Genomic DNA, 22,275 nt, shown 5'->3' on the forward strand with positions numbered 1-22,275 from the left:
GCGCCTCAGTTGACGAGATTGCAGTTCTGACAGCCTCGGCTTAACGGCCAGTAAGGCATGAAGTGCCCGAAGTAGCGCCTTTCACATTCTCCGCAGTTCCAAGTTGCGGTTATGATGATGAAGCCGGCGTGTCCGAGGCATATAAGTAGGGCGCTCGAGATGATGAGCAATCCACTCAGCGCGGCGTGAGACTGCGCGAACAGGAAGATCAGAAATATCGATCCCATCGCGATGCTCGGCACGACTGCGCCAGCTATGGTTAGAAGGAATCGCGCCCGCTCATGCGTCATGCTGAAGTGCATCTTCCCGAAGGCTCTTGATCAAAGGATTTCCGGAGGCGTCTGCTGGATCGCGGCGGAGGGTCTCTCCGCCTGAAACGGCCGGGATTGGTGGATTTGAGACCGTCGGCTAATGGACGGTTATGAAGGAGAAGCAGTCGGCCCTGCTTCGCCAATCTGCTCAAGGAGCGCCGCCTCTACCGGGTCGCCGGGCGCATGAGGCCAGTGCCAGATTGCCGTTTCTCCATCGCTAAAGCGATAGCTTTCGTAATGATCATCGTAGACCGCGATCTCAAAGTCGCAGCCAAGCCAATGGAGAGATACGCCGCCGTTAAAAGGATTGACTGTGATCGATTGAGGCGCGTCCAGCGCGTCGGCGGCATTGATCAAGTCTCTAAGGTTGGCGTGCTGAGGGGCCGCACAATTTGTTGCTTCGGGTCCAACTGCGATATCTTCCCAGCCCATAGATGGCTTTGTGCCAGAATGAACAAGCGTCGGCAATTAGGAAGCGGAACGCCAGCTCCGAGTGGCGAAGATTGGACGCCAGCTGCCGTCCACCCATTTCGCTCATCCGCCGGGTCCGCTGCGCCCGCCCCCGCCGACTCAGCCCAGCGCGATCGCCGGGGCGCCGGTGGCGAGTTCGACGCCATGATCGGTGCGCACGCGCGGCTCCAGGAATTCCAGAGCCATGACCGTCGCCAGACCGGTCGCGAGGCCGAGCACCGACCCCAGCACCAGCATCAGCGGCAGGTTGGGCTTGTACGGCAGGCGCGGCGGTTCGGCACGGTCGAGCAGGCTCGCGTTGGCCTGGCTCGCCTGGCTGCGGACGAACTGCTGGCCGATCTCGCGGCGCATCTGGTCGTAGGTCTGCTGCGCGGCATCGACATCGCGCTGGAGCACGGTGAGCCGGTTCTGATCGCCGGAGCCTGCCAGCATCGCCCGCTCCCGCGCCGCCAGCCGCGCGCGCACGCTTGCCTCACGCCGGTGCGACGCCGCGCTGGCCGCACTGACCGATTGGGTCGCACTGCCGATTGCCGCCGACAGCTGGCCCTGCAGTGCCGCCAACTGCGCAGTCGCGGCCTGCATCTCCGGGTGATTCGGCCCAAGCGCGCGCGACAGCTCCGCCACCCGCGCCGCCTGTGTGGCCACGCTGGTGCGCAGTTGCTGCACCGTAATGCTGGAGGTGACTTCGGGCACGTCGCGCGACCCGGCACGTGACTGTGCCTCGGCCGCGTCCCCCTCTGCCTGGGCAAGCTCCGCGTTCAAGGTGCGCAGCGCTTCTGCATCCAGATCGAAGCGATTGGCTCCCACCAACCCATGTTCCTGCTGGTAGCGCGTCAGCGCCTGTTGCGCTGCCTCCAACCGATGGCGCACGTCGCGGGTGCGGCGTTCCAGCCAGCCGGAATAGCCACGCGCCGCGCTCGCCCGCAGCTGCGGCACCTGCGCCAGATAGGCCCGAGCGAAGCGGTTGGCGATTTCCGCCGCGCGCTCCGGATCGCGATCCTCGGCGCTGACGATCATCACATTGCTAGCCTTGGCATTGTCGACGCTCACCTTGGCTCGCAAGGTCGCCGCCGCGCGGTCGAGCGCGGCCTCGGGCGCGCCGGGGGTCGGAGGCGCCAGCTCCCGCGCCACCTTGCGCGCGACCAGTGCGCTGCGCAGCACGTCACCCTGAGTCGCGAGCAGCGCGTTGCTGCTCTGGGGTGCATCGCCGGCCATGCTCGACGGATCGGCCTGGGAGACGTTGAACAGCACCGATGCGGAGGCGCGGTAGAGCCGCGGCTGCGACAGCGTCCAGCCCGCCACCGCGAGCACGATGCCCGCCGCGACCAGCAGGACCAGCCGCCACCGCACCAGCACCGCCGCCACCAGATCGCCTGCGCCCATTCGCACCCCCCACGTTGTTGCCTCCATGCAGGCTAGGCGCTCCCGCGGACCCCAGCCACGCCAAGCGCCTCCGTTCCCGACCGATTCGCCCGCCCGATTCGCACCCAGATTGCGGCTCGCCAGAGGCTGCGCTATCTGCCCCCGGCTGCCGCTCCGCCCCCTTCTGTGGAGCCGTCCCGGGCGTTCCGCCTTGACACGGCGGCCCGGCTCGCCTAGCTCGCCCTATCTCCTGCGCTGGGCTTCCCTGCGCGGGCACATGCTTTTGGGAAGTGATGAGGGCCATGTTCGCAGTCGTGCGCACGGGCGGCAAGCAGTATCGCGTCGCCGCCGGAGACAAGATCGTCGTTGAAAAGCTGGACGGCGACGCCGGCAGCAACGTGACCCTGGGCGACGTTCTGCTCGCCGGTGAGGGCAGCGAGCTGAAGTCGGTCGAGGGCCTTACGGTCTCGGCAGAGATCGTCGCCCAGGCGAAGGGTGAGAAGGTGATCGTTTTCAAGAAGCGTCGCCGCCACAACTATCGCCGCAAGAATGGCCATCGCCAGCAGCACACCATTCTGAAGATCACCGCGATCGGCGACAGCCGCGCTGACGACAGCGCAGCCGCCTGACCGCGAATACGAGGAGTTTGAACCATGGCACATAAGAAAGCAGGCGGTTCGTCGCGCAACGGTCGCGACTCGGCAGGCCGTCGTCTTGGCGTGAAGAAGTTCGGTGGCCAGGAAGTGGTCGCGGGCAACATTATCGTGCGCCAGCGCGGGACCAAGTTCTACCCGGGCGTCAACGTCGGCATGGGCAAGGATCACACCCTGTTCGCGCTCGTCGACGGCCGCGTGTCGTTCCGCGAGGGCAAGCTTGGCCGCAAATTCTGCTCGGTCGACATGCCGGCGATTGCTGCCGAATAAACAGGGCAACCAACCGGGTTGCCCACCAGGGTGACCCGGGTCCCGCAGCCAGCGGGACCAGCCAACAAGGGAGACGGGTCCGCCCCGGCTCCCTTTTTTATTGCTCCCTCTGCCCGAAACGGTCGCGGCGCTGTCATCCTGACGGCGTAGGCGCCCGCGCAAGAGGAGAGCGCACATGTTCGCCCGTACCGAACGCCTGACGCTGCGGCCCGGCTGGATCGAGGATGCCCCCGAGCTGGCCCGCGCCGCCGGCCATGAAGCGGTGGTTCGCAACACCCGTCGCATGCCCTGGCCCTATGCCCTGGGTGACGCCGAGTCGTTCCTGCGCACGCCGCAGGACATCCGCGCCCCGTCGCTGCTCGTGTTTGCGCATGCGGAGGGCGCCGTGCACCTGGTCGGCGGCGTCGGCCTTACTGCAATGGACGATGGCCTGCGCGAGCTCGGCTATTGGATCACGCCGGACGCCTGGGGCCGCGGCTATGCGACCGAGGCGGCGCGCGCCGTGCTCGACATGGCGGGTGCGCTGCGGATCCGCGGCGTGGCAGCGCGACATTTTGCCGACAATCCCGCCTCCGGCCGGGTGCTCCGCAAGCTGGGCTTCCGACCCACGGGCGAACAGAGCCTGGGCGAATCGCGCGCGCGGGGCTGCTCGGCGCCGGTGATCCACTATGCGCGCCAGCATGCGGGCCACCCCACGCTGCCGGACATCGCGGACGCACCGCCACTGGCGGCATGAGGCGGGGCGGGCCGCAGCGGCTCGCCCCGCCCCCTCGATGCGTCGTCTATTCGGTGAAAGCAGCCAGTTCCTCGGGCGAGCCGGTCGGAAAGACCTTCTTCAGATAGGTGAGGAAGGCGGACACGCGTGCGCTGAGGAGCCGACGGCTGGGGTAGAGGGTCCACAAGCCGATCTCCGGCCCCTCCACGTCGCCCCAGTGCCGCAGGCGGCCTGCCGCCAGGTCACGGCTCACCAGCGACAGCGGCAGGCGTCCGGCGCCGATACCGAGCCGAACTGCGTCGCGGACCATCACCATCGACGCCAGCGACAGGATCGGCTCAACCGCGAAGCTGGAGGATCCGTGCTGCGTCCGTACCGCCCAGTGATCGTGCGGATCGGCTCCGCCGCGGACCACGACCGGAACCTCCCCATTCTCCGACGCCATGGGCAGATCGGGCGCAGCCACAATTACCAGGCGGTCGTGCAGGAACGCGCGGCCGACGAGACTCTCGTCCGGTCGCGGATTGATCCGGATCACCAGGTCGAAGCCCTCCTCGATCATGTCGACAGCGCGATCGTCGGTCGTGACTTCCAGCCGCACCTCCGGATAATCCCGGGCAAAGCCAGCCGCGAGCTTGCCCATCGCCGTCTGTGCAAACAGCAGCGGGGCGCTGATCCGCAGCCGCCCGCGCGGAGTTCCGCCACCTGACGCGATCGCGCCGGCCGTCTCCTCAAGCTCGGTGAGCAACGCGGCGGTTCGTGCGAAGAGCGCGCGTCCCTCCTCGGTGAGCTTGAGGTCGCGGGCACCTCGCTCGAACAGGCGAAGGTCCAGTGCGGCCTCCAGCTCCGCCACCCGCCGCGACAAGGTCGCCTTCGGCCGCCCGGCAGCGCGGGAGGCGCGCCCAAACCCGCCATGCCGGGCGACGAGCGTGAAATCGGCAAGCGCAAGAAGATCCATGTGTTCCACCACCGAGACGGCCCGTCCAGATATAGCGTCTATTGGTGCAGATGTGGATCGCTAACTTCCGGGGTGTCGATCACGACAGTTCAGGAGACCTACCATGACCATTCTTGTTATCGGAGCGACCGGACGCGTCGGCCGCCATGTCGTCGACCAGCTGCTGCAGCGCGGCGCCGCGGTGCGCGTGCTCACCCGCGATCCCGCAAAGGCCAACTTCCCCGCCGCGGTCGAGATTGCCCAGGGTGACCTGCTCGACATCGACGCGCTGCGCAGTGCCTTTACCGGCATCAAGGCGCTGTTCCTGCTCAATGCCGTGACGGGGGACGAGTTCACCCAGGCGCTCATCACGCTCAACATCGCGCGTGAGGCTGGTGTTGACCGGGTCGTGTACCTGTCGGTGTTTGCCGCCGATCGCGCCGTGAACGTGCCGCACTTCGCGGTGAAATCCGGCGCCGAGCGGATGATCGAGCAGATGGGCTTCAGCGCCACCATCCTGCGGCCGACCTACTTCATCGAGAACGAACACATGATCAAGGACGTCATCCTGGACCATGGCGTGTACCCCATGCCGATCGGCGGCAAGGGCATCGCGATGGTCGATGCGCGCGACATCGCAGAGGTCGCCGCAATCGAACTCGTCCGCCGCGTGGAGGCACCGGAGCCCCTTCCCACCGAAACGATCAACGTCGTCGGGCCCGACACGCTGACCGGTTCGGACGTCGCCGCCATCTGGTCGGAGGTGCTGGGCCGCCCGATCGTCTATGGTGGCGACGATCCCAGCGGGTTCGAGCAGAACATGGCGCGCTTTCTGCCGAAATGGACCGCCTATGAGATGCGCCTGATGGCCGAGCGCTACGTCAGCGACGGCATGATCCCGGCGCCCCGCGACGTGGAGCGCCTTACCAGCCTGCTCGGGCGGCCGCTCCACTCCTATCGGGCATTTGCCGAGGCGATGGTTGCTCCGGAGGCTTCGGCAGCTGCCTGACGTAGCTTGGCACGACAAGCGGAGCCGCTTCGCTGGAGCGGCTCCGCGGCAGCCGGGTTACGCCCCCAACGCCTCGACCAGCGCCCTGACCTTCTTCTGCCGCCATTGCGGCAGGGGCGCGACCAGCCAATAGCCCTGTCGCCCGGTCTGCGCCTCGCCAACCGACACGATCCTACCGGCGGCAAGGTCTGCGCGCGCCAGCAACTCCGGGACGGTCGCACGGCCCACTCCAGCCGCCGCGGCATCGATCGCAAGGCCGGCGTCTGCCACTCGCACCAGCGCCTGCGCATCCTCACCCGGGCAGCCCGGCCAGCCGATGGCGATATCGGCACCGCCGCCCGGTGCCGCGACCGTCACCAGCCCGTCCGATTCCAGCGCCTCCCCCTCATGCACGCCCGGCCCCTCGCCCCAGCGAATCGCCAGGTCCAGGTTCGCCTCAGTAAACTCCACCGCATCGTCGGCCGCGACCAACACGAAGCGCAGCTCGCGATCGGCGCGCGCGATCTCGGCGAGCTTGGGCAGCAGCCACTTCTGCGTCAGATCGCGGGGTGCGGCGATGGTCAGCGACTTGGACGACTGGCCGGCCTGCATCGCGCGCACCGCTTCCTCGAACTGGAGGAAGCCGTCGCGCAGGGCGGACAGGCCAGCCTCGCCCTCCGGGGTCAGCTCCAGCCCCTTGGTGGTGCGGCGGAACAGCACCACGCCCAGCGTGTCCTCCAGCGCGCGGACCTGCTGTCCGACCGCGGCCGGAGTCACGGCGAGCTCGTCGGCGGCGCGGGTGAAGGACAGGTGGCGCGCAGCGGCATCGAGCACGCGCAGGCCATTGAGCGGCAAGTGCGTCCGCTTCACGCGCCGACCGCCGGTGCTGTCAGCGCGAACTTGGGGATCGCCACGTCGAACGCGGCGCCGTCGGTGTCGAGCATGTGATAACTGCCCTGCATCGATCCGGTGGGAGTGGAAAGCGGGCAGCCCGACACATAGTCATAGCTGGCGCCCGGCAGGATCAGCGGCTGTTCGCCAACGACGCCCTCCCCCTCCACCGTGTGGCGCTCGCCGCGGCCATCGGTGATGATCCAGTGGCGGGTGAGCAGCTGCACCGCACGGTCGCCGCCATTCTCGATGCGGATGTGATAGGCCCAGAACCAGCGCGCCTGCGCCGGCTCCGACTGTTCCGCCAGATAGCTGACCGAAACGCGCACGGTCACCCCGCGCGTTTCGGTACCATAGGGGAACAGCGCCTTCACAGCCCCGCCGCGGTAAGGGCCTGGTCGAGGTCCTCGATCAGATCCTGCGGATCTTCCAGGCCGACGTTGAGGCGCAGCAGCCCCTCGCCGATGCCCATCTCGACGCGCTTGTCCTCGGCGACGCTCGCATGGGTGGTGGAAGCCGGGTGCGTCATCAGCGAGCGGGAGTCGCCGATGTTGTTGCTGATGTCGATGAGGGCCAGTGCATCGAGCAGCGCGTGCGCCTGAGTGCGCCCGCCATCGACCTCGAACGAGAAGATCGGACCGGCCGCATCCATCTGCGCCATCGCCAGCGCATGCTGCGGATGGCTCGGCAGGCCGGGATGGTTGATCGTGGGAACGCGCTGTTCCAGGAAGCGGCCGACTGCAAGCGCGCTTTCGCTCTGGCGGCGGATACGCAGGTCGAGCGTCTCCAGGCCCTTCAATACCACCCAGGCGTTGAACGCCGACAGCGTCGGGCCGGTGTTGCGGGTGAAGGGCAGCAGCACGTCGTTGACGAAGGCGTTGCTGCCAGTGACGGCGCCGGCGAGCACGCGGCCCTGCCCGTCCATCATCTTGGTCGCGGAATAGGCGACCACATCGGCGCCGAACTCCATCGGCCGCTGCAGCGCGGGCGTCGCGAAGGCATTGTCGACGACCGAGACGATGCCGCGTTCGCGCGCGATGCCGCACACCGCTTGGAGGTCGACCACGTCCATCGTCGGGTTCGACGGCGTTTCGAAGAAGAACACCTTGGTGTTCGGGCGCGCCGCGTCGGCGAACTGCTGCGCGTCGCGGGCATCCACCACCGTCGTCTCGATGCCGAACTTGGGCAGCAGCGTGTCCGTCAGCCAGCGGCACGACCCGAACAGCGCCCGGCCGGCCACGACATGGTCTCCCTGCTCCAGCTGGCACAGCAGCGCCGCGGTCATCGCGGCCATGCCCGATGCCATGGTGCGGCACGCCTCGGCGCCTTCCAGGAGCGCGATCCGTTCCTCCAGCATCGCGACGGTCGGATTCTGCAGGCGGGAATAGGTCATCCCCTCCTGCTCGCCGGCGAAACGCGCAGCGGCATCGCCTGCCTTGTCGTAGCAATAGCCCGAAGTGAGGAACAACGCCTCGGACGTCTCCCCGAATTCGCTGCGGGCGGTGCCGCCACGAACGGCCTGGGTTGCAGGGCGCCAGTTGCGCGTGATCGAGCGGTCTTGTCCGGTAGTACGCTTCATGTCGCTCGCTTTGCTCCCATGCGGCCGGCCACGCAAGCACCTGCCAGCGCGCCGCCGCCGCGCCGCGGGACGACTTCCGCCATTGCCGTTTCCCACTTAGTAGCAGCGCCATGCTCTCTCGCCTGCGCGACCGACCCTGGACCCTGGCCCTGCTGATCGGCGCGGCTGCGGAGCTGCTGTTCTGCTATCGGCTCGGCACGCCGTCGAAGCTGATGTTCGACGAGGTCCATTATGTCCCGGCCGCGCGCACCCTGTGGGCGCTGACCCAGCCGGCCAACACCGAGCATCCGCTGGTCGCCAAGGAGTTGATCGGGCTCGGCATCCATCTGTTCGGCGACAATGCGATCGGCTGGCGAGCGCTCTCGACGTTGGCGGGAACGGCGACCGTGCTCGGCGTGTTCGCGATCCTGTGGCTGTTGTTCGGGCGCACGCGCACGGCGGTGCTGGGCGCGGCCTTCGTGCTGCTCAACCAGACCGTCTATATCCAGGCGCGCATCGCGATGCTGGACGGGTTTCTGGGCGCCTTCGTCACTTGCGCGATCGCGGCGCTGCTGTGGGCGATGCGCGCGCCGCCGGGCCGCGCCTGGCCGCGGCTGCTGCTGTCGGCGGTGCTGTTCGGGCTGGCGGTCGGCACCAAATGGGTGGCGGCGCCCTATGTCGCCTTTGCCTGCCTGCTGATCCTTTGGGCGAAATGGCGCGATCCGGCGCGGCATTTCCCCGGCGTCGGCGCCATCCCGGCGGTGCTGCTGCTCGGCCTCGCCAGCATCGCCACCTACTTCCTGACCTTCCTGCCGGCGTTCTTCTACCGGCTCGATCCGATGACCGTGAAAGGGCTGATCCCGTTCCAGCGCTTCATGTACGAACGCCAGACCCAGGTGCTTCCCCCCCATCCCTATCAGTCGGATTGGTGGAGCTGGCCGCTGATGATCCGCCCGATCTGGTATTTCTACGAGCCAGACCAAGGGGCGCAGCGCGGGGTGTTGCTGCTCGGCAACCCGGTGATCTGGTGGGGCGGGTTGGTCGCAGTCGCGGCCTGCCTGTGGGCGGGGGTGCGCCGCCGCTCGGCCGCGGTCAGTGGCGCGGGGCTGCTATGGGTAGCGTCGCTGGCGATCTGGGCGGCGATCCCCAAGTCGCTCGGCTTCTTCTATTATTACCATCTGTCGGGGATTTTCCTGTGCGTGGCGATCCCGGCGGCGTTCCACGCCTTTCCGCAGACGCGGCGTCGCTATGGAGACGAAGCCTTCCTGTTCGCCGCGCTGTTCGCCTTTTTCCACTTCTGGCCGATCATCAGCGCCGCGCCATTGGACGGGCCGGGCGCGTTCAACCGCTGGATGTGGTTCGACAGCTGGCGCTAGCCCTCACGCCACCAGCTTGCGGCCGTACCGTCCCCAGGTGAAGCGGCCCGACAGCGCGAAATTCCACACCGCGCCCACCAGCACCCCGGCCAGCGCCGGCACTGCCCAGGCGCCCCCGCGCACGTCATAGAGGAACGCCGCGACACCCACGTTGGCGACCGCCCCTACCGAGCACACCAGGCAGAAGGACACCCAGCCGTCGAGCAGCGCCCGCGCGCCCTTCAGCCGGCGGTCGCGATAGGTGAGCGCGTTGTTGAGGAAGAAGTTGAACGTCATCGCCGCAAGCGTCGCGAGGATTGTGGCGGCGACGAATCCCACGGCCCCCACCTCCAGCAGCAGCGCCAGCACGCACAGGTGCACCGCCGCCCCGGCCGTGCCGATCGCGGAGAACAGCACGAACCGCACCGGCACGACCCGGCCGAACATCCGGTCGTAGAGGGCGATCAGATATTCGAGCGCCACGACATGGTCGAGCTTGCTCTCCCCCGCCGCCCGCGTGCGGAACACATAAGGCAGCTCCATGAAACGAAGCGGTCGCGGGCTCGCCGTCACGATGTCGAGCAGGATCTTGAAGCCGATCCCCGACAGCGCCGGCACCAGCTGACGCAGCAAGGGCGTGCGGATCATGAAGAAGCCGCTCATCGGGTCGGACAGATCGGCCTCGAGCAACCGGCGCGACAGCCGGGTCGCGAGCGCCGACTTGGCGACGCGGTCGGCGTCCCATTCGCCGGTGCCGCCCCCTTCGACAAAGCGCGATCCGATCACCAGGTCGAGCGCGGGATCGGCTTCCAGCGCGTCCAGCATGCGCGGCAACAGCGTCTCGTCATGCTGCAGGTCGCCGTCGATCACTGCCACCATGGGGGCGGCGGTCGCGCACATCCCCTCGATGCACGCGGTCGACAGCCCGCGCCGGCCGATGCGCTGGATCACGCGCACCCGCGAGTCGACCGCGGCCAGCGCGCGCGCGACCTCCGCCGTGCCATCGGGGCTGTCGTCGTCGACGAAGATCACTTCCCACGCCCGGCCCGCGAGCGCCGCCGCCAGCTTCTCGACGAGCAGCGCCACATTGGCGCGCTCGTTGAAGACCGGGACGACGACCGCGAGCGCGAGCGCCGGGTTCACGCGAGCCGGGCCAGGATCGCGTCGGCCATTTCGGTGGTGGTGGCGGTGCCGCCCAGGTCGGGCGTACGCACGCCGGCCGTCAGCGCACCCTCGACCGCGCGCTCGATGCGCTGTGCGGCCGCTTCGTTGTCGAGCGAGTAGCGCAGCATCATCGCGGCCGACAGGATGGTCGCGCACGGATTGGCCTTGCCTTGGCCGGCGATGTCCGGTGCCGAGCCGTGGATCGGCTCGAACAGGCCCTTCTTGCCGGTATCAAGCGCGGCCGAAGGCAGCATGCCGATCGAGCCGGCGCACATGCTCGCCTGGTCGGAAAGGATGTCGCCGAACAGGTTGCCGGTGACGATCACGTCGAACTGGCCGGGGTTGCGCACCAGCTGCATCGCGGCGTTGTCGACGTACATGTGGGTGAGGTGCACGTCGGAATATTCGCTGGCGATGCTGTTCACCACGTCGCGCCACAGCTGGCTGGTCTCCAGCACGTTCGCCTTGTCGACCGAGCACAGGCGCTTCCGGCGCACTCGGGCGGTCTCGAAACCAACGCGGGCGATGCGCTCCACCTCGCGCTCGTTGTAGCTCATCACGTCGAAACCCTGGCGAAGGCCGTCCAGCGTCGTGCGCCGGCCCTTCTCCCCGAAATAGACGTCGCCGTTCAGCTCGCGCACGATCACCATGTCGATCGCGCCCGCGACCTCGGGCTTGAGCGCGGAGGCATCCTCCAGGCCGGGGAACAGCTTGGCAGGGCGCAGGTTGGCGAACAGCCCCAGCTCGCGGCGCAGGCCGAGAATCGCCTGCTCGGGCCGGAACGCACGCTCGACCGCGTCGAAGCGCGGATCGCCGACCGCCCCGAACAGCACCGCATCGGCACGCTTGGCGAGCGCCAGCGTGGCGGCGGGCAGCGGGTGGCCCTCCTCCAGATAGGCGGCACCGCCGACCGGCGCTTCCTCGAACACTAGGTCGAGCGACAGCGCGTCGAGCACGCGGCGTGCCTGCGCGATAACTTCCGGTCCGATCCCGTCTCCGGGCAACAAGGCGATCAGCGACATTCCATTCCCTTCGCTTGGCGTCCGCGAATTGCCCCGGCGGCTGCGCTCACGCAACCGCCCTTTTGAGTCGCTCGACCAGCCGCTGCCGCGCAGCCAGCGACTCCGCCCCGCGTCCGACCAGCACGTCGCGCTCCAGGAAGTGCCCGGTCAGCCGCAGCGCGTCGAACAATTCGGCCCAGTCGGCGGCGCCCCCCTCACGCAGGAAGACGGGAAGCGGCAGCAGCCGATTTTCGTAGCCCGCCGCCGCCGCCCGGCTGACGGCGCCGCCGCTCTTGGGGCTGACAAAGGCCAGGTCCTCGTCCGTGCCGGTGGCGACGCAGCGCTCCAGATCGAGGCCGAAGCCGAGCTCGGCAAGCAGGAGCAACTCATAGCGGGCGAGCGCCGCCGTCCAGCCGCGCGCCGCCGGCGCCGCCTCTACCGCGTCGAGCACCGCCGAGAGCGCCGCGTGCAGCCGCGGATAGGGCAGGCCGTCCGGCAAGGCGGTGGCGGTGAGCGCGCACGCCCATTCGATCGCGGCGGCCGCCAGCGGCTCGGCGAACAACGGCGCGCGGCTGTGCACCAGCTCGACCGTCAGCGCCGCCAGCTGCTCGTCGGTGCGCGCGCGCCATTCGCCGCGCACCAGGTTTGCCGGCTGGAGCAGCGGCCGCAGCGCCCGCGAGCGTCCGCCGCGGACATAGCCCGGCTGCACGCCGGCGCGTTCGGTCAGCGCCCGCACCACCGCGCCATGCTCGCCATGCCCGCGCACGGACAGCAGGATGGCCTCGGCGATCAGGTGCATGGGCGCGCCTCAGCCCTCGCAGTAATCCAGGTACGACACCACGTCGTTGCTGGTCTGGAGATAGAGCCCGGCCTGGACCTCCTCCGGCTCCGCCGCCGCGCGCGCCAGCGCCTCAGCCAGCGTGCCGTAGAGGATGGTGGTGGCCACGCCGCCCTCGTCATCGAGGTGATAGAGCCGGACGGCGACATCGTGCGAGATGGTGCGCATGGGCCTGCCATGCCGCATCGGGCGGCGGGGTTCCAGTGCGCGTGCGTGAGGCCCCCTCCCCACCCGTTTGCCTCGAGTAGCCGTCGAGCTTGTCGAGACGGCGTATCGAGAGGCGGTTGCGGTGGCTCTCTCGATACGGGCTCTCGACAAGCTCGATCCCTACTCGAGACAAACGGGGTTGGAGGTGGAGGCGACGTGCGCGGGCGTGCGCCCCTACGCCACCGCCAGCCGGGCGGCCGCGAACTCGCTGTCGGCCTTGTTGATCAGCGAGCGGTCGTCGTGGTTCCAGGGGTGGAAGCCGGGCAGGAAGAAGGCGATCCACGGCCGCACCAGACTGCGCGCGACGCCGGGGCGGCCGAACGCATAGCGGAACAGCCGCCACTGCACGCCCGCGCCCTTCAGCCCGTCCTGCTCCAGGAGGTCGAGGATGCCGCGGGTTCGGCCGCTCAGGAAGCGGGCGGTGACGATCAGCATCGCATGCGCCTTCACCACCCAGCGCCGCCAGCGGCTCCAGTCGCGAGTGGCGTGCATCCACACGTCATAGGCGACACCCTTGTGCTCGATCTCCTCAATGGCGTGCCAGCGCCACAGGTCCGCAGCGCTCTGGTCGCCGCCTGCCAGATGGCGCGGATCGGCCAGGATCGCGTGTGCCAGGATGGCGGTGAAATGCTCCAGGCACAGGGTCGCGGCCAGCGAGACGATCGGCCGGCGCGCGCGGGCGATCGCCAGCTCCTCGTCCACGCGTGCTTCCAGCCGCGACACGTCATAGCCCTGTTCGGCGACGTGGCGGTTGAAGGCGACATGCTCGCGGGTGTGGATCGCCTCCTGCCGGACAAACGCGGCGATCTCCTCAGCCAGCCGCGGCGACACGCCCTCGCGGAAGCGTCGCACGCTTTCGATGAAGAACGCCTCGCCCTTGGGAAAGGTGACCGACAGCGCGTTGAACAGCGCGGTCCCGATGGGATCGTCGTTCAGCCACCAGCGCCGCCGCGCCTGCCCGCGCCCGAAGCGCAGGTCGCGCGGGGTGATCGTGAGGTCCGCGGGAGTCTTTGCCTTCGCCATGAAATTCCTCCAGTCATTCTGGAGCTATGAACTACTTACATTCATGTCAATAACGCGCCGGCGCCTGTCTTCGGCAGAGTCCCGCGACGCCGCGCTCGACGCCGCCCGCGCGCTGCTGGTCGAAAGTGGCCCGCAGAGCGTGACGCTGAAGGCGGTCGCCGCACGGGTCGGCCGCACCCATGCCAATCTGCTCCACCATTTCGGCTCGGCCGCCGGGCTGCAGGAGGCGCTGGCCGAACGCATGGCCGCGACCATCACCGCGGAGATCGGCGCCGCGGCGCTGCGGGCGCGGAGCAAGGGCGACCCGAGCGAAGTGGTGGACCTCACTTTCGACGCGTTCGACCGCCAGGGTGCGGGCGCGCTCGCCAGCTGGATGATCCTGTCCGGCAACCACCAGCTGCTCGATCCGGTGCTGGACGCCATTCACCGGCTGGTCGACGAACTCGCGACCGACTCCGGCCTCAGCGACCTGCCGCTCGCCGACGAGACGCTGCACCTCGTCCTGATCGCGCTCGGCGACGCGCTGCTTGGCGGCGCCATGGCGAAGGCGCTCGGCCTGCCGCGCGACCGTGCCCGCGCGCTCGCGCGGCAGCGGCTGCTGTCCTCCTATGGCGACCTGCACGAGGGCGGTGGATAAAAGCCCCGCGCGCACGTAAAGCGGCTTCCATGCATTTTCTCGACCAAGCCAAGATTTTTGTCCGCTCCGGAACCGGCGGCCCGGGTGCCGTCGGCTTCCGCCGCGAAAAATACATCGAGTATGGCGGCCCTGACGGCGGCGACGGCGGCAAGGGCGGCGACATCGTGTTCGAAGCCGTTCCCGGCCTCAACACCCTGATCGACTTCCGCTACACCCAGCATTTCCGGGCCCCGCGCGGCAAGGGCGGTTCGGGCTCGAACAAGACCGGCGGCGGCGGCGACGATCTGGTCATCCAGGTGCCGGTGGGAACCCAGGTCCTTGCCGAGGACAGGGAAACCGTGCTGCTCGACTTCACCCGCGCCGGCCAGCGCGAGGTGTTCCTGCGCGGTGGTGACGGTGGCCGCGGCAACGCCAGCTACAAGACCTCGACCAACCGCGCGCCGCGCCAGCACGGCACCGGCTGGCCGGGTGCCGAGGCGTGGGTGTGGCTGCGCCTGAAGCTGCTCGCCGACGTCGGCCTGGTGGGCCTGCCCAATGCGGGCAAGTCGACCTTCATCAACGCCGTGACCAATGCCCAGGCCAAGGTCGGCGCCTATGCCTTTACCACCACCCGCCCGCAGCTGGGCGTGGTCAGCCACAAGATGCGCGAGTTCGTGATCGCCGACATCCCCGGCCTGATCGAGGGTGCGGCCGAAGGGGCGGGCATCGGCGATCGCTTCCTGGGGCATATCGAGCGCTGCCGCGTGCTGCTGCACCTGGTCGACGCCAATGATGCGGACGTGGCCGAAAGCTATCGCATTGTGCGCGATGAGCTGGAGAACTATGGCGCCGGGCTCATCGACAAGCGCGTGATCGTCGTTCTCAACAAGATCGACACGCTGGACGACGAACTGATCGCAGCGCTGTCGGCCGAGCTGGAAGAGGCGAGCGGCGCGCCGGTGATCCCGATGTCGGGTGCCAGCGGCGTCGGCGTCGACTGGGTGCTCGACCAGCTGATCGAGCTGATGGACCCGGAAAACCCGCAGGTCGACGACAGTGACGACGGCGAGGATCCGATCGAATGGTCGCCGATCTGATCCGGGGGAGCGGCGTCGGCTGGGCGCTTGCTGCAACCGCACTGCTCGTCGGCGCACCCGCCGAAGCGCAGCTGCTCGGCAAGACGACCGCGCAGGGCTGTGTGAGCGTGGCCGATGCGGACCCGGTGCAGCTGAGCGGCATGCTGTCACAGCAGGTCTTCCCTGGCCCCCCGGGATACGAGGATGTGGCCCAGGGCGACGCGCCCGAGCGGACATTCGTGCTCACTTTGCCTGCCCCTGCGTGCATCGACGACGGCGGCGACTTCGCCGACCCGGATGAGCGCTTCACGGCGGTGCAGGTTGCCGCAAGCGATCCGCGCGTGCGGCAGCGCCTGCGCCGCGCGATCGGCACTCGCGTGACGCTGAGCGGGGAAGGCTTTGCGGCGCATACCGGCCACCATCACCTGCCGCTGGTGGTGCTGGTCGATCGGCTGCACCTGAACCGATGACGCTGTTTGCCCCCGCCGCCTGCCCGCGTCTGGTGGTCAAGGTCGGGTCCGCGCTGCTGGTGGACGCCGGCGGCGCGATCCGGCGCGACTGGTTGCGCGGCCTCGTCGCGGACATCGCCGAGCGCCACGCCGCCGGCCAGCAGGTGATCGTGGTGTCGTCCGGCGCGATCGCGCTGGGCGCCCGCCGGCTGGGGCTGCCCAAGGGCGGCCGTGCCAGCCTGGAGGATGCGCAGGCCGCCGCCGCCACGGGGCAGATCGCGCTGTCGAGCGCCTGGGCCGAACTGCTCGCCGACCGGGGCCTCACCGCCGCGCAGCTGCTGGTGACGCTTGACGATCTGGAGCAGCGCCGCCGCTACCTGAACGTCGCCGCCACGCTTGGCCGGCTGCTGACGCTGGGCGTTGTGCCGGTGGTGAACGAGAACGACAGCGTCGCCACGGAAGAAATCCGCTTCGGCGACAACGACCGGCTCGCCGCACGCGTCGGCCAGGCGGCGGGAGCCGACGGGGTGGTGCTACTCTCCGACATCGACGGGCTCTACGACCGCAACCCTACACATGATCCCGACGCCCGCTTCATCGAACGCGTCGAGCACATCGACGCGGCGGTGGAGGCGATGGCCGACACCCGCTCCGCCTCCGGCATGGGATCGGGCGGGATGGTGTCCAAGGTGCAGGCGGCGAAGATCGCCACCGCGGCGGGCGCGCATCTCGCCATCGCCTCGGGCCGCGTCGATCGCCCCCTCTCCCGCTTCGCCGACACCGGGCGCGGCACCGTGTTCGTCGCCCGGCCTGCCCAGCCGGCGCGCAAGGCGTGGCTGCAGGGGCGCCTCGTCGCGTGCGGGACCATCCACATCGACGCTGGCGCGGCGCGCGCGCTGCAGGACGGGCGCAGCCTGCTGCCGGCCGGCGCCACCCGCGTCGAGGGGCGGTTCGCGCGCGGCGACCTGGTGATGATCCTGGACGAGGCCGGTCAGCCGGTCGCGCGGGGCTTGAGCGAATATGATGCGGAGGAGGCGGTGCGCATCGTCGGTCGCCGCAGCGACGAGCTCGACGCGATCCTCGGCCACGCACCGCGCGCCGCACTGGTGCACCGCAACCACATGGTCGTGGCATGAGCGTGCTCGCGATCACCGGCGCCACCGGCTTCGTCGGCGGCCGCACCCTCGCGCTGGCGCTGGAGGCGGGGCACAGCGTGCGCGCCCTCACCCGCCGGCCGCAGCCGGCGCAGGCGGGTGTCGCCTGGGTCCTGGGCGCGCTCGACACACCCGACGCGCTTGCCGAACTGGTGCGCAGCGCCGATGCGGTGGTCCACATCGCCGGGGTGGTGAACGCGCCGACGCCGGAGGGCTTCACCCGCGGCAACATCGACGGCACCCGTGCGGTGCTCGCTGCCGCAGAAGCCGCCGGTGTCCAACGCTTCGTCCACGTCTCCTCGCTCGCCGCGCGCGAGCCGGGCCTGTCGCAATATGGCCGCTCCAAGGCGGGGGCCGAGGATGCGGTGCGCGCCTCCCCGCTCGCCTGGACGATGGTGCGCCCGCCCGCCGTCTACGGCCCCGGCGACCTGGAGATGCTGGAGCTGTTCCGCGCCGCGCGCTTCGGCGTGCTGCCGATGCCGCCGGCCGGGCGGCTGTCGCTGATCCATGTCGACGACCTCGCCCGGCTGCTGCTGGCGCTGGCCCGGCAGGACACCGGCCGCGCGATCTACGAACCGGACGACGGCACGCCCGGCGCCTGGACCCACACCGGCTTTGCCCGCGCGATCGGGACCGCCATCGGCCGCCGCGTGTTGCCGCTGTCGCTTCCTGCCGGCGTGCTGCGGCTGGGCGCCCGGCTCGACCGGCTGGCGCGCGGCGACAAGGCAAAGCTCACCCCCGATCGTGCCGCCTATATGGCGCATCCCGACTGGACTTCGTCCCCCGATGCCCGTCCGCCCGAAGCGCTGTGGCGCCCCCGGATCGCGACGGCCGACGGCCTTGCCCAAACCGCGGCGTGGTATCGCGAGCACCGGCTGCTATAGAGCGCCAAAATCGTGCCGGATTTCTGCGCCACGCAGCCTAGGAACCGCCCCATCTGCAAAGGACGCCCCCTGTGAGCGATCGCGCCGCCATCTTCGACACCGTCTCCCGCCTGATTGAGCCGTTCAACAAGAAGGGCGTGGCGCTGAGCGAGACCACCACCTTCGCCGGCGACCTCGAATGGGACAGCCTGACCGTGATGGACTTTGTGGCGGCCGTAGAGGACGAGTTCGACATCCTCATCACCATGAACATGCAGGCGGAAATCGAGACCGTCGGCCAGCTCACCGACGCCGTCGCCAAGCTCAAGCAGGACTAACGCCGTCCGGGCGGAGCAGGCGCGTCGCGCCAATCCGCCCGACGGTGTTCCCAGGAAAACACAGATGACCGAAGCCGCCGCCACCCAGCACCAGCTCCCCATCGATCCGCCGGCCGCCGCGCCGGAGCGCGACCTGATGAGCAAGTTCGACGCGCTGATCGCCGAACGCCAGGCGCTGATCGACACCGGCGTGACCGATCCGTTCGCGATCGTCATGGAGCAGGTGAAGTCGCCGACCGAGGCGGTGATCGCCGGCCGCGACACGATCCTGCTCGGCACCTACAACTATATGGGCATGACGTTCGACCCGGACGTGATCCAGGCCGGCAAGGACGCGCTCGACCAGTTCGGTTCGGGCACCAACGGCAGCCGCATGCTCAACGGCACCTTCCGCGACCATATGGAAGTCGAGCAGGCGCTGCGCGACTTCTACGGCGTGTCGGGCGCGATCGTGTTCTCGACCGGCTACATGGCCAACCTCGGCATGATCTCGACGCTGGCGGGCAAGGGCGACTACGTCATCCTCGACGCCGACAGCCACGCCTCGATCTACGATGGCTGCAAGCAGGGCTATGCCGAGGTCGTCCGCTTCCGCCACAACGACATCGCCGATCTCGACAAGCGGCTCGGCCGCCTGCCCAAGGATGCCGGCAAGCTCGTCGTGCTGGAGGGCGTCTATTCGATGCTCGGCGATGTGGCGCCGCTGAAAGAGATGGTCGCCGTCGCCAAGAAGCACGGCGCGATGGTGCTGTCCGACGAGGCGCACTCGATGGGCTTCTACGGCCCCAACGGCCGCGGCGTGTACGAGGCGCAGGGCTGCGAGGGCGACGTCGACTTCATCGTTGGCACCTTTTCCAAGTCGGTCGGCACGGTCGGCGGCTTCTGCGTGTCGAACCACCCGAAGTTCGAGGCGATCCGCCTCGCCTGCCGCCCCTATATCTTCACCGCCTCGCTGCCGCCGAGCGTGGTCGCCACCGCCGCGGCCTCGATCCGCAAGCTGCAATTCGCGCATAACAAGCGCCAGCATCTGTGGGAGAACGCCCGGATGCTCCACGCCGGACTCAAGCAGATGGGCTTCCGCCTCGGCACCGAAACCCCCGATTCCGCGATCGTCGCGGTGATCCTGGAGGATCAGACCCAGGCGGTGGCGATGTGGCAGGCGCTGCTGGAGGGCGGCCTCTACGTCAACATGGCGCGCCCGCCCGCGACGCCGGCCGGCACCTTCCTGCTGCGCTGCTCGCTCTGCGCCGAGCACACGCCCGAGCAGATCCAGAAGGTGCTCGGCATGTTCCAGGCGGCCGGCAAGGCTGTGGGCGTCCTGGCGTAAGGCACCGCCCCCAGCCATCCGCGTACCCCGGCGAAGGCCGGGGCCCAGGTGCGAAGGCGGGTGTTGCGTTGCTCTCCCTCGCCAAACCTTCCCAACTGGGCCCCGGCCTTCGCCGGGGTACGGCGTCTCCCTCGCGGCACCCATTCCCGTGCTCCTGCGAAGGCAGGAGCCCAGGGCCCCGGGAACAACTGGTCGTTGCTCTGCTGGACCCTGGATCCCTGCCTGCGCAGGGATACGGGAGTGGGATAGCGCTGCGCACGCGCATGACGGGCGGTGGACTGCGCGGGACCAACACCGATCGAGGGGCTGGCACAGGCCCGCCCCTCCGCTATAGCTGCGGGATTCCGCCAACCGTCCTCGAAAGCACGTCGCCCCCCGCATGAAGTCGATCGATCGCTACATGGCGCGGCTCATCGCGGTGCCGCTGTTCTCGACGTTGATCATCGCGGCGATGCTGCTGGTGCTCGACCGCATGCTGCGGCTGTTCGACTTCGTGGCATCCGAAGGCGGCCCGGTCAGCGTGGTGTGGCGAATGCTCGCCAACCTGCTTCCGGAATATCTCGGCCTCGGCATCCCGATCGGGCTGATGCTGGGCGTGCTGCTCGCCTTTCGAAAACTCGCCACCACCTCGGAGCTCGACGTGCTGCGTGGTGTCGGGATGAGCTACGGCCGGCTGTTGCGGACACCGTATCTCTACGCGATTGCGCTGGCGCTGCTGAACCTGACCATCGTCGGCTTCGTCCAGCCCTGGGCCCGCTACAACTACGAGGGGCTGCGGTTCGAGCTTCGCTCGGGGGCGCTGGGCGCCTCGATCAAGATCGGCGAGTTCACCAATTTCGGCAACCGCATGACGCTGCGCATCGAGGAGAGCCGCGAAAGCGGCGCCGATCTGCGCGGCATCTTCGTGCGGGTCGAGCGGGCGAACGGCGCGTGGCTGGCGGCGACCGCGGAGCGCGGCCAGTTCCTCGCCACCGACGATCCCAACACGATCAATTTCCGGCTGACCAACGGCATGTTGCTGCACGACCAGCCGGGCTTCCGCACCCCGCGCACGCTGAGCTTCAGCTCGCACGACCTGCCGATCGACCTGCCCAAGTTCGGCAACTTCCGCGCCCGCGGCGGCCGCGACCTGGAGCGCACGCTGCCCGAACTCGCGGTGCTTGGCCGCGATCAGGGGCAGACGCCGGAAACCCGCGCCAGTGCGCGCGCCAACTTCCACTTCCGCCTGGTGGAGGTGGCGACCATGTTCCTGCTGCCGATGCTGGCGCTGGCGCTGGGCGTGCCGCCCAAGCGATCGACCTCGGCGCTGGGCGTCTTCCTCTCGATCGTGATGATCGTGACCTATCACAAGGTGAATGAATATGCGGAGGCGTTCGGCTCGCTCGGCCGGGTCGACCCGCTGATCGCCTTGTGGGGGCCGTTCCTGGTATTCGCCGGGCTGGTGTTCTGGATGTACTATACCATCGCCCATGTGCCCGGCGGCCAGCCGATCGGCGCCCTGGAAAAGGCGTTCGACAAGGGGCTGAAGGCGATCGTGCGCCGCCTGCCCGGCCGCCGCCGCCCGCGGAAGGCACAGGCATGAAGGCCAACTCCCCCTTCCCGTCGCGGACGGTCGCGCTCTACATGGTGCGGCTGTTCCTGGTGCGCACCTTCGGCATCCTCGCCGCCCTGGTGCTGGTGCTCCAGGCGCTCGACCTGCTGAGCGAAAGCGCCAAGATCCTCGCCTATCCCGGAAACACCGACGCGCAGGTCTGGCATTATGTGTCGATGCGCATGCCGCAGATCATCGCGCGCTTCCTGCCCTTCTCGGTGCTGCTCGGTACGATCCTGACGCTGATGCAGCTCAACCAGAACAGCGAAGTCATCTCGATGAAGGCCTCGGGGCTGTCGGCGCACCAGGTGCTCGCGCCGCTGCTGGTTGCGAGCCTCGGCGTCGCCGCCATCTCCTTCCTGTTCAACGACCGCATCGTCTCGCGCGCCACCGCCACGCTCACCCAGTGGGAAAAGGTCGACTACGGCCCGCTGCCGGTCGACAGCGGCACCCGCGGCAACGTGTGGGTGCGCGACGGCGCCAACCTGATCCGCGTCGACCGCATCGACGGCCGCGGCAATTCGGCAGTGCTGAGCGGCATCACCGTCTATGAGCGCCAGGGCGGCCGACTGCTGTCGATCCTGACGGCCAAGCAGGGCCGGTACAACGGGCGCGAGTGGCGCGTGGACGGCGCCACTCGCTTCACCGTCGGCATCGGCAAGCTGGAGCAGCTCGGCACGCTGCACGTCGCCTCGGGCGTGCGGCCCGACCAGTTCACCCTCGCAACCGTCGACCCCGACAGCTTGTCCTTCCGCGCGCTGCGGGAGGCGATCGCCGACCTGGAAGCCGCCGGCCGGCCGACCAAGGCGCTCGACGGCGCCCTGTGGCACAAGCTATCGAGTCCGCTGTCCTCGGTGCTGATGCCGCTGCTGGGCGCGGTGGCGGGGTTCGGCGTGGCGCGTTCGGGGCGCCTGTTCATCCGCGCGGTGATCGGCATGGCGCTAGGTTTCGCTTATTTCGTCGCGGACAATTTCGCGCTCGCGATGGGGAATCTGGGGGCGTACCCGCCGTTCCTGGCCGCCTGGGCCCCGTTCCTGCTGTTCCTGCTGATCGGGGAACTGGTGCTGATCCGGACGGAGGAGTAGCCGGCAGGCGCTCGATCAATCCTCCCCCGGAG

The 22,275-nt window shown here is 68.9% G+C and carries 25 protein-coding genes; 14 read left to right on the forward strand and 11 right to left on the reverse strand.

Translation table 11 applies throughout. The features are described from left to right. Positions 1–419: 419 nt before the first annotated feature. Positions 420–743: a hypothetical protein gene (locus LK533_RS09590; RefSeq protein ID WP_229362570.1), complete on the reverse strand. Its 324-nt coding sequence runs from the start codon at positions 741–743 to the stop codon at positions 420–422. 138 nt (positions 744–881) lie between these two features. Continuing rightward, a complete protein-coding gene (locus LK533_RS09595) occupies positions 882–2,192 on the reverse strand; it encodes a GNVR domain-containing protein (RefSeq protein WP_229362571.1) in 1,311 nt (436 codons plus the stop codon). 254 nt (positions 2,193–2,446) lie between these two features. On the opposite strand from LK533_RS09595, the gene rplU reads away from it, so the two are divergent. The 3 genes from rplU to LK533_RS09610 all read left to right on the forward strand — a co-directional run bounded on the left by rplU (position 2,447) and on the right by LK533_RS09610 (position 3,803). Then, a complete protein-coding gene (gene rplU / locus LK533_RS09600) occupies positions 2,447–2,773 on the forward strand; it encodes a 50S ribosomal protein L21 (protein ID WP_125958982.1) in 327 nt (108 codons plus the stop codon). A 24-nt stretch (positions 2,774–2,797) separates the two neighbouring features. Further along, positions 2,798–3,067, forward strand: coding sequence for a 50S ribosomal protein L27 (gene rpmA, locus LK533_RS09605; protein WP_129341913.1), 270 nt, complete (start codon positions 2,798–2,800; stop codon positions 3,065–3,067). A gap of 175 nt (positions 3,068–3,242) precedes the next feature. After that, the gene (locus LK533_RS09610) at positions 3,243–3,803 is read left to right on the forward strand and encodes a GNAT family N-acetyltransferase (RefSeq protein WP_229362572.1); all 561 of its coding nucleotides are present in this window, start codon (positions 3,243–3,245) and stop codon (positions 3,801–3,803) included. Positions 3,804–3,849: 46 nt separating this feature from the next. Here LK533_RS09610 and LK533_RS09615 read toward each other — a convergent pair whose 3' ends face one another. Then, entirely contained in the window at positions 3,850–4,740 is an 891-nt protein-coding gene (locus LK533_RS09615) for a LysR family transcriptional regulator (RefSeq protein ID WP_229362573.1), read from the reverse strand. Positions 4,741–4,843: 103 nt separating this feature from the next. Between LK533_RS09615 and LK533_RS09620 the strand changes: the two genes are divergently transcribed. Then, positions 4,844–5,728, forward strand: a complete 885-nt coding sequence (locus tag LK533_RS09620; protein ID WP_229362574.1) for an SDR family oxidoreductase — start codon at positions 4,844–4,846, stop codon at positions 5,726–5,728. Positions 5,729–5,785: 57 nt separating this feature from the next. Here LK533_RS09620 and LK533_RS09625 read toward each other — a convergent pair whose 3' ends face one another. The 3 genes from LK533_RS09625 to LK533_RS09635 are packed head-to-tail and all read right to left on the reverse strand — an operon-like array spanning position 5,786 to position 8,177. Beyond that, the gene (locus LK533_RS09625; RefSeq protein ID WP_229362575.1) at positions 5,786–6,577 is read right to left on the reverse strand and encodes a LysR family transcriptional regulator; all 792 of its coding nucleotides are present in this window, start codon (positions 6,575–6,577) and stop codon (positions 5,786–5,788) included. Further along, positions 6,574–6,972: a Co2+/Mg2+ efflux protein ApaG gene (gene apaG, locus LK533_RS09630; RefSeq protein ID WP_229362576.1), complete on the reverse strand. Its 399-nt coding sequence runs from the start codon at positions 6,970–6,972 to the stop codon at positions 6,574–6,576. The genes LK533_RS09625 and apaG overlap by 4 nt, the downstream gene beginning before the upstream one ends. Then, complete coding sequence (locus LK533_RS09635) at positions 6,969–8,177, reverse strand: trans-sulfuration enzyme family protein (protein ID WP_229362577.1); 1,209 nt, start codon at positions 8,175–8,177, stop codon at positions 6,969–6,971. Before LK533_RS09635 ends, apaG begins: the two co-directional genes overlap by 4 nt. A 110-nt stretch (positions 8,178–8,287) precedes the next feature. Here LK533_RS09635 and LK533_RS09640 point away from each other — a divergent pair, with 110 nt between their 5' ends. Further along, complete coding sequence (locus LK533_RS09640; protein ID WP_229362578.1) at positions 8,288–9,532, forward strand: phospholipid carrier-dependent glycosyltransferase; 1,245 nt, start codon at positions 8,288–8,290, stop codon at positions 9,530–9,532. 3 nt (positions 9,533–9,535) lie between these two features. Here the strand turns inward: LK533_RS09640 and LK533_RS09645 are convergent, their stop codons facing one another. The 5 genes from LK533_RS09645 to LK533_RS09665 all read right to left on the reverse strand — a co-directional run bounded on the left by LK533_RS09645 (position 9,536) and on the right by LK533_RS09665 (position 13,744). After that, on the reverse strand, positions 9,536–10,654 hold the full coding sequence (locus LK533_RS09645; RefSeq protein WP_229362579.1) for a glycosyltransferase family 2 protein: 1,119 nt from the start codon (positions 10,652–10,654) through the stop codon (positions 9,536–9,538). Beyond that, on the reverse strand, positions 10,651–11,697 hold the full coding sequence (leuB, locus tag LK533_RS09650; RefSeq protein WP_229362580.1) for a 3-isopropylmalate dehydrogenase: 1,047 nt from the start codon (positions 11,695–11,697) through the stop codon (positions 10,651–10,653). Before leuB ends, LK533_RS09645 begins: the two co-directional genes overlap by 4 nt. Before the next feature lie 46 nt (positions 11,698–11,743). After that, positions 11,744–12,475 carry a DNA repair protein RecO gene (recO, locus tag LK533_RS09655; protein ID WP_229362581.1) on the reverse strand — a complete coding sequence of 244 codons (732 nt, stop codon included), beginning with the start codon at positions 12,473–12,475 and terminating at the stop codon, positions 11,744–11,746. Positions 12,476–12,484: 9 nt separating this feature from the next. Next, a complete protein-coding gene (locus tag LK533_RS09660) occupies positions 12,485–12,682 on the reverse strand; it encodes a hypothetical protein (RefSeq protein WP_125958993.1) in 198 nt (65 codons plus the stop codon). Between the two features lie 213 nt (positions 12,683–12,895). Next, positions 12,896–13,744, reverse strand: a complete 849-nt coding sequence (locus tag LK533_RS09665; RefSeq protein ID WP_229362582.1) for a metal-dependent hydrolase — start codon at positions 13,742–13,744, stop codon at positions 12,896–12,898. A gap of 43 nt (positions 13,745–13,787) precedes the next feature. Here LK533_RS09665 and LK533_RS09670 point away from each other — a divergent pair, with 43 nt between their 5' ends. From LK533_RS09670 to lptG, 9 genes are all read left to right on the forward strand, one after another. Beyond that, the gene (locus LK533_RS09670; protein ID WP_229362583.1) at positions 13,788–14,381 is read left to right on the forward strand and encodes a TetR/AcrR family transcriptional regulator; all 594 of its coding nucleotides are present in this window, start codon (positions 13,788–13,790) and stop codon (positions 14,379–14,381) included. 29 nt (positions 14,382–14,410) lie between these two features. After that, a complete protein-coding gene (gene obgE / locus LK533_RS09675) occupies positions 14,411–15,457 on the forward strand; it encodes a GTPase ObgE (RefSeq protein ID WP_229362584.1) in 1,047 nt (348 codons plus the stop codon). Continuing rightward, positions 15,442–15,906 (forward strand): DUF4431 domain-containing protein, encoded by a 465-nt coding sequence (locus tag LK533_RS09680; protein WP_229362585.1) that lies wholly within the window; start codon positions 15,442–15,444, stop codon positions 15,904–15,906. The genes obgE and LK533_RS09680 overlap by 16 nt, the downstream gene beginning before the upstream one ends. Further along, the gene (proB, locus tag LK533_RS09685; RefSeq protein ID WP_229362586.1) at positions 15,903–17,021 is read left to right on the forward strand and encodes a glutamate 5-kinase; all 1,119 of its coding nucleotides are present in this window, start codon (positions 15,903–15,905) and stop codon (positions 17,019–17,021) included. The genes LK533_RS09680 and proB overlap by 4 nt, the downstream gene beginning before the upstream one ends. Further along, entirely contained in the window at positions 17,018–17,923 is a 906-nt protein-coding gene (locus LK533_RS09690) for an SDR family oxidoreductase (protein WP_229362587.1), read from the forward strand. Before proB ends, LK533_RS09690 begins: the two co-directional genes overlap by 4 nt. Before the next feature lie 71 nt (positions 17,924–17,994). Beyond that, positions 17,995–18,240: an acyl carrier protein gene (locus LK533_RS09695; RefSeq protein WP_229362588.1), complete on the forward strand. Its 246-nt coding sequence runs from the start codon at positions 17,995–17,997 to the stop codon at positions 18,238–18,240. A gap of 64 nt (positions 18,241–18,304) precedes the next feature. Then, positions 18,305–19,567: a serine palmitoyltransferase gene (gene spt / locus LK533_RS09700; RefSeq protein ID WP_229362589.1), complete on the forward strand. Its 1,263-nt coding sequence runs from the start codon at positions 18,305–18,307 to the stop codon at positions 19,565–19,567. Between the two features lie 379 nt (positions 19,568–19,946). After that, positions 19,947–21,149 carry an LPS export ABC transporter permease LptF gene (locus LK533_RS09705; protein ID WP_229362590.1) on the forward strand — a complete coding sequence of 401 codons (1,203 nt, stop codon included), beginning with the start codon at positions 19,947–19,949 and terminating at the stop codon, positions 21,147–21,149. Further along, entirely contained in the window at positions 21,146–22,243 is a 1,098-nt protein-coding gene (gene lptG / locus LK533_RS09710; RefSeq protein WP_229362591.1) for an LPS export ABC transporter permease LptG, read from the forward strand. The genes LK533_RS09705 and lptG overlap by 4 nt, the downstream gene beginning before the upstream one ends. Positions 22,244–22,275: the final 32 nt, after the last annotated feature.

This window comes from Sphingomonas sp. PL-96, assembly GCF_020707215.1.
In the GTDB taxonomy this organism is placed as follows: Bacteria; Pseudomonadota; Alphaproteobacteria; order Sphingomonadales; family Sphingomonadaceae; genus Sphingomonas.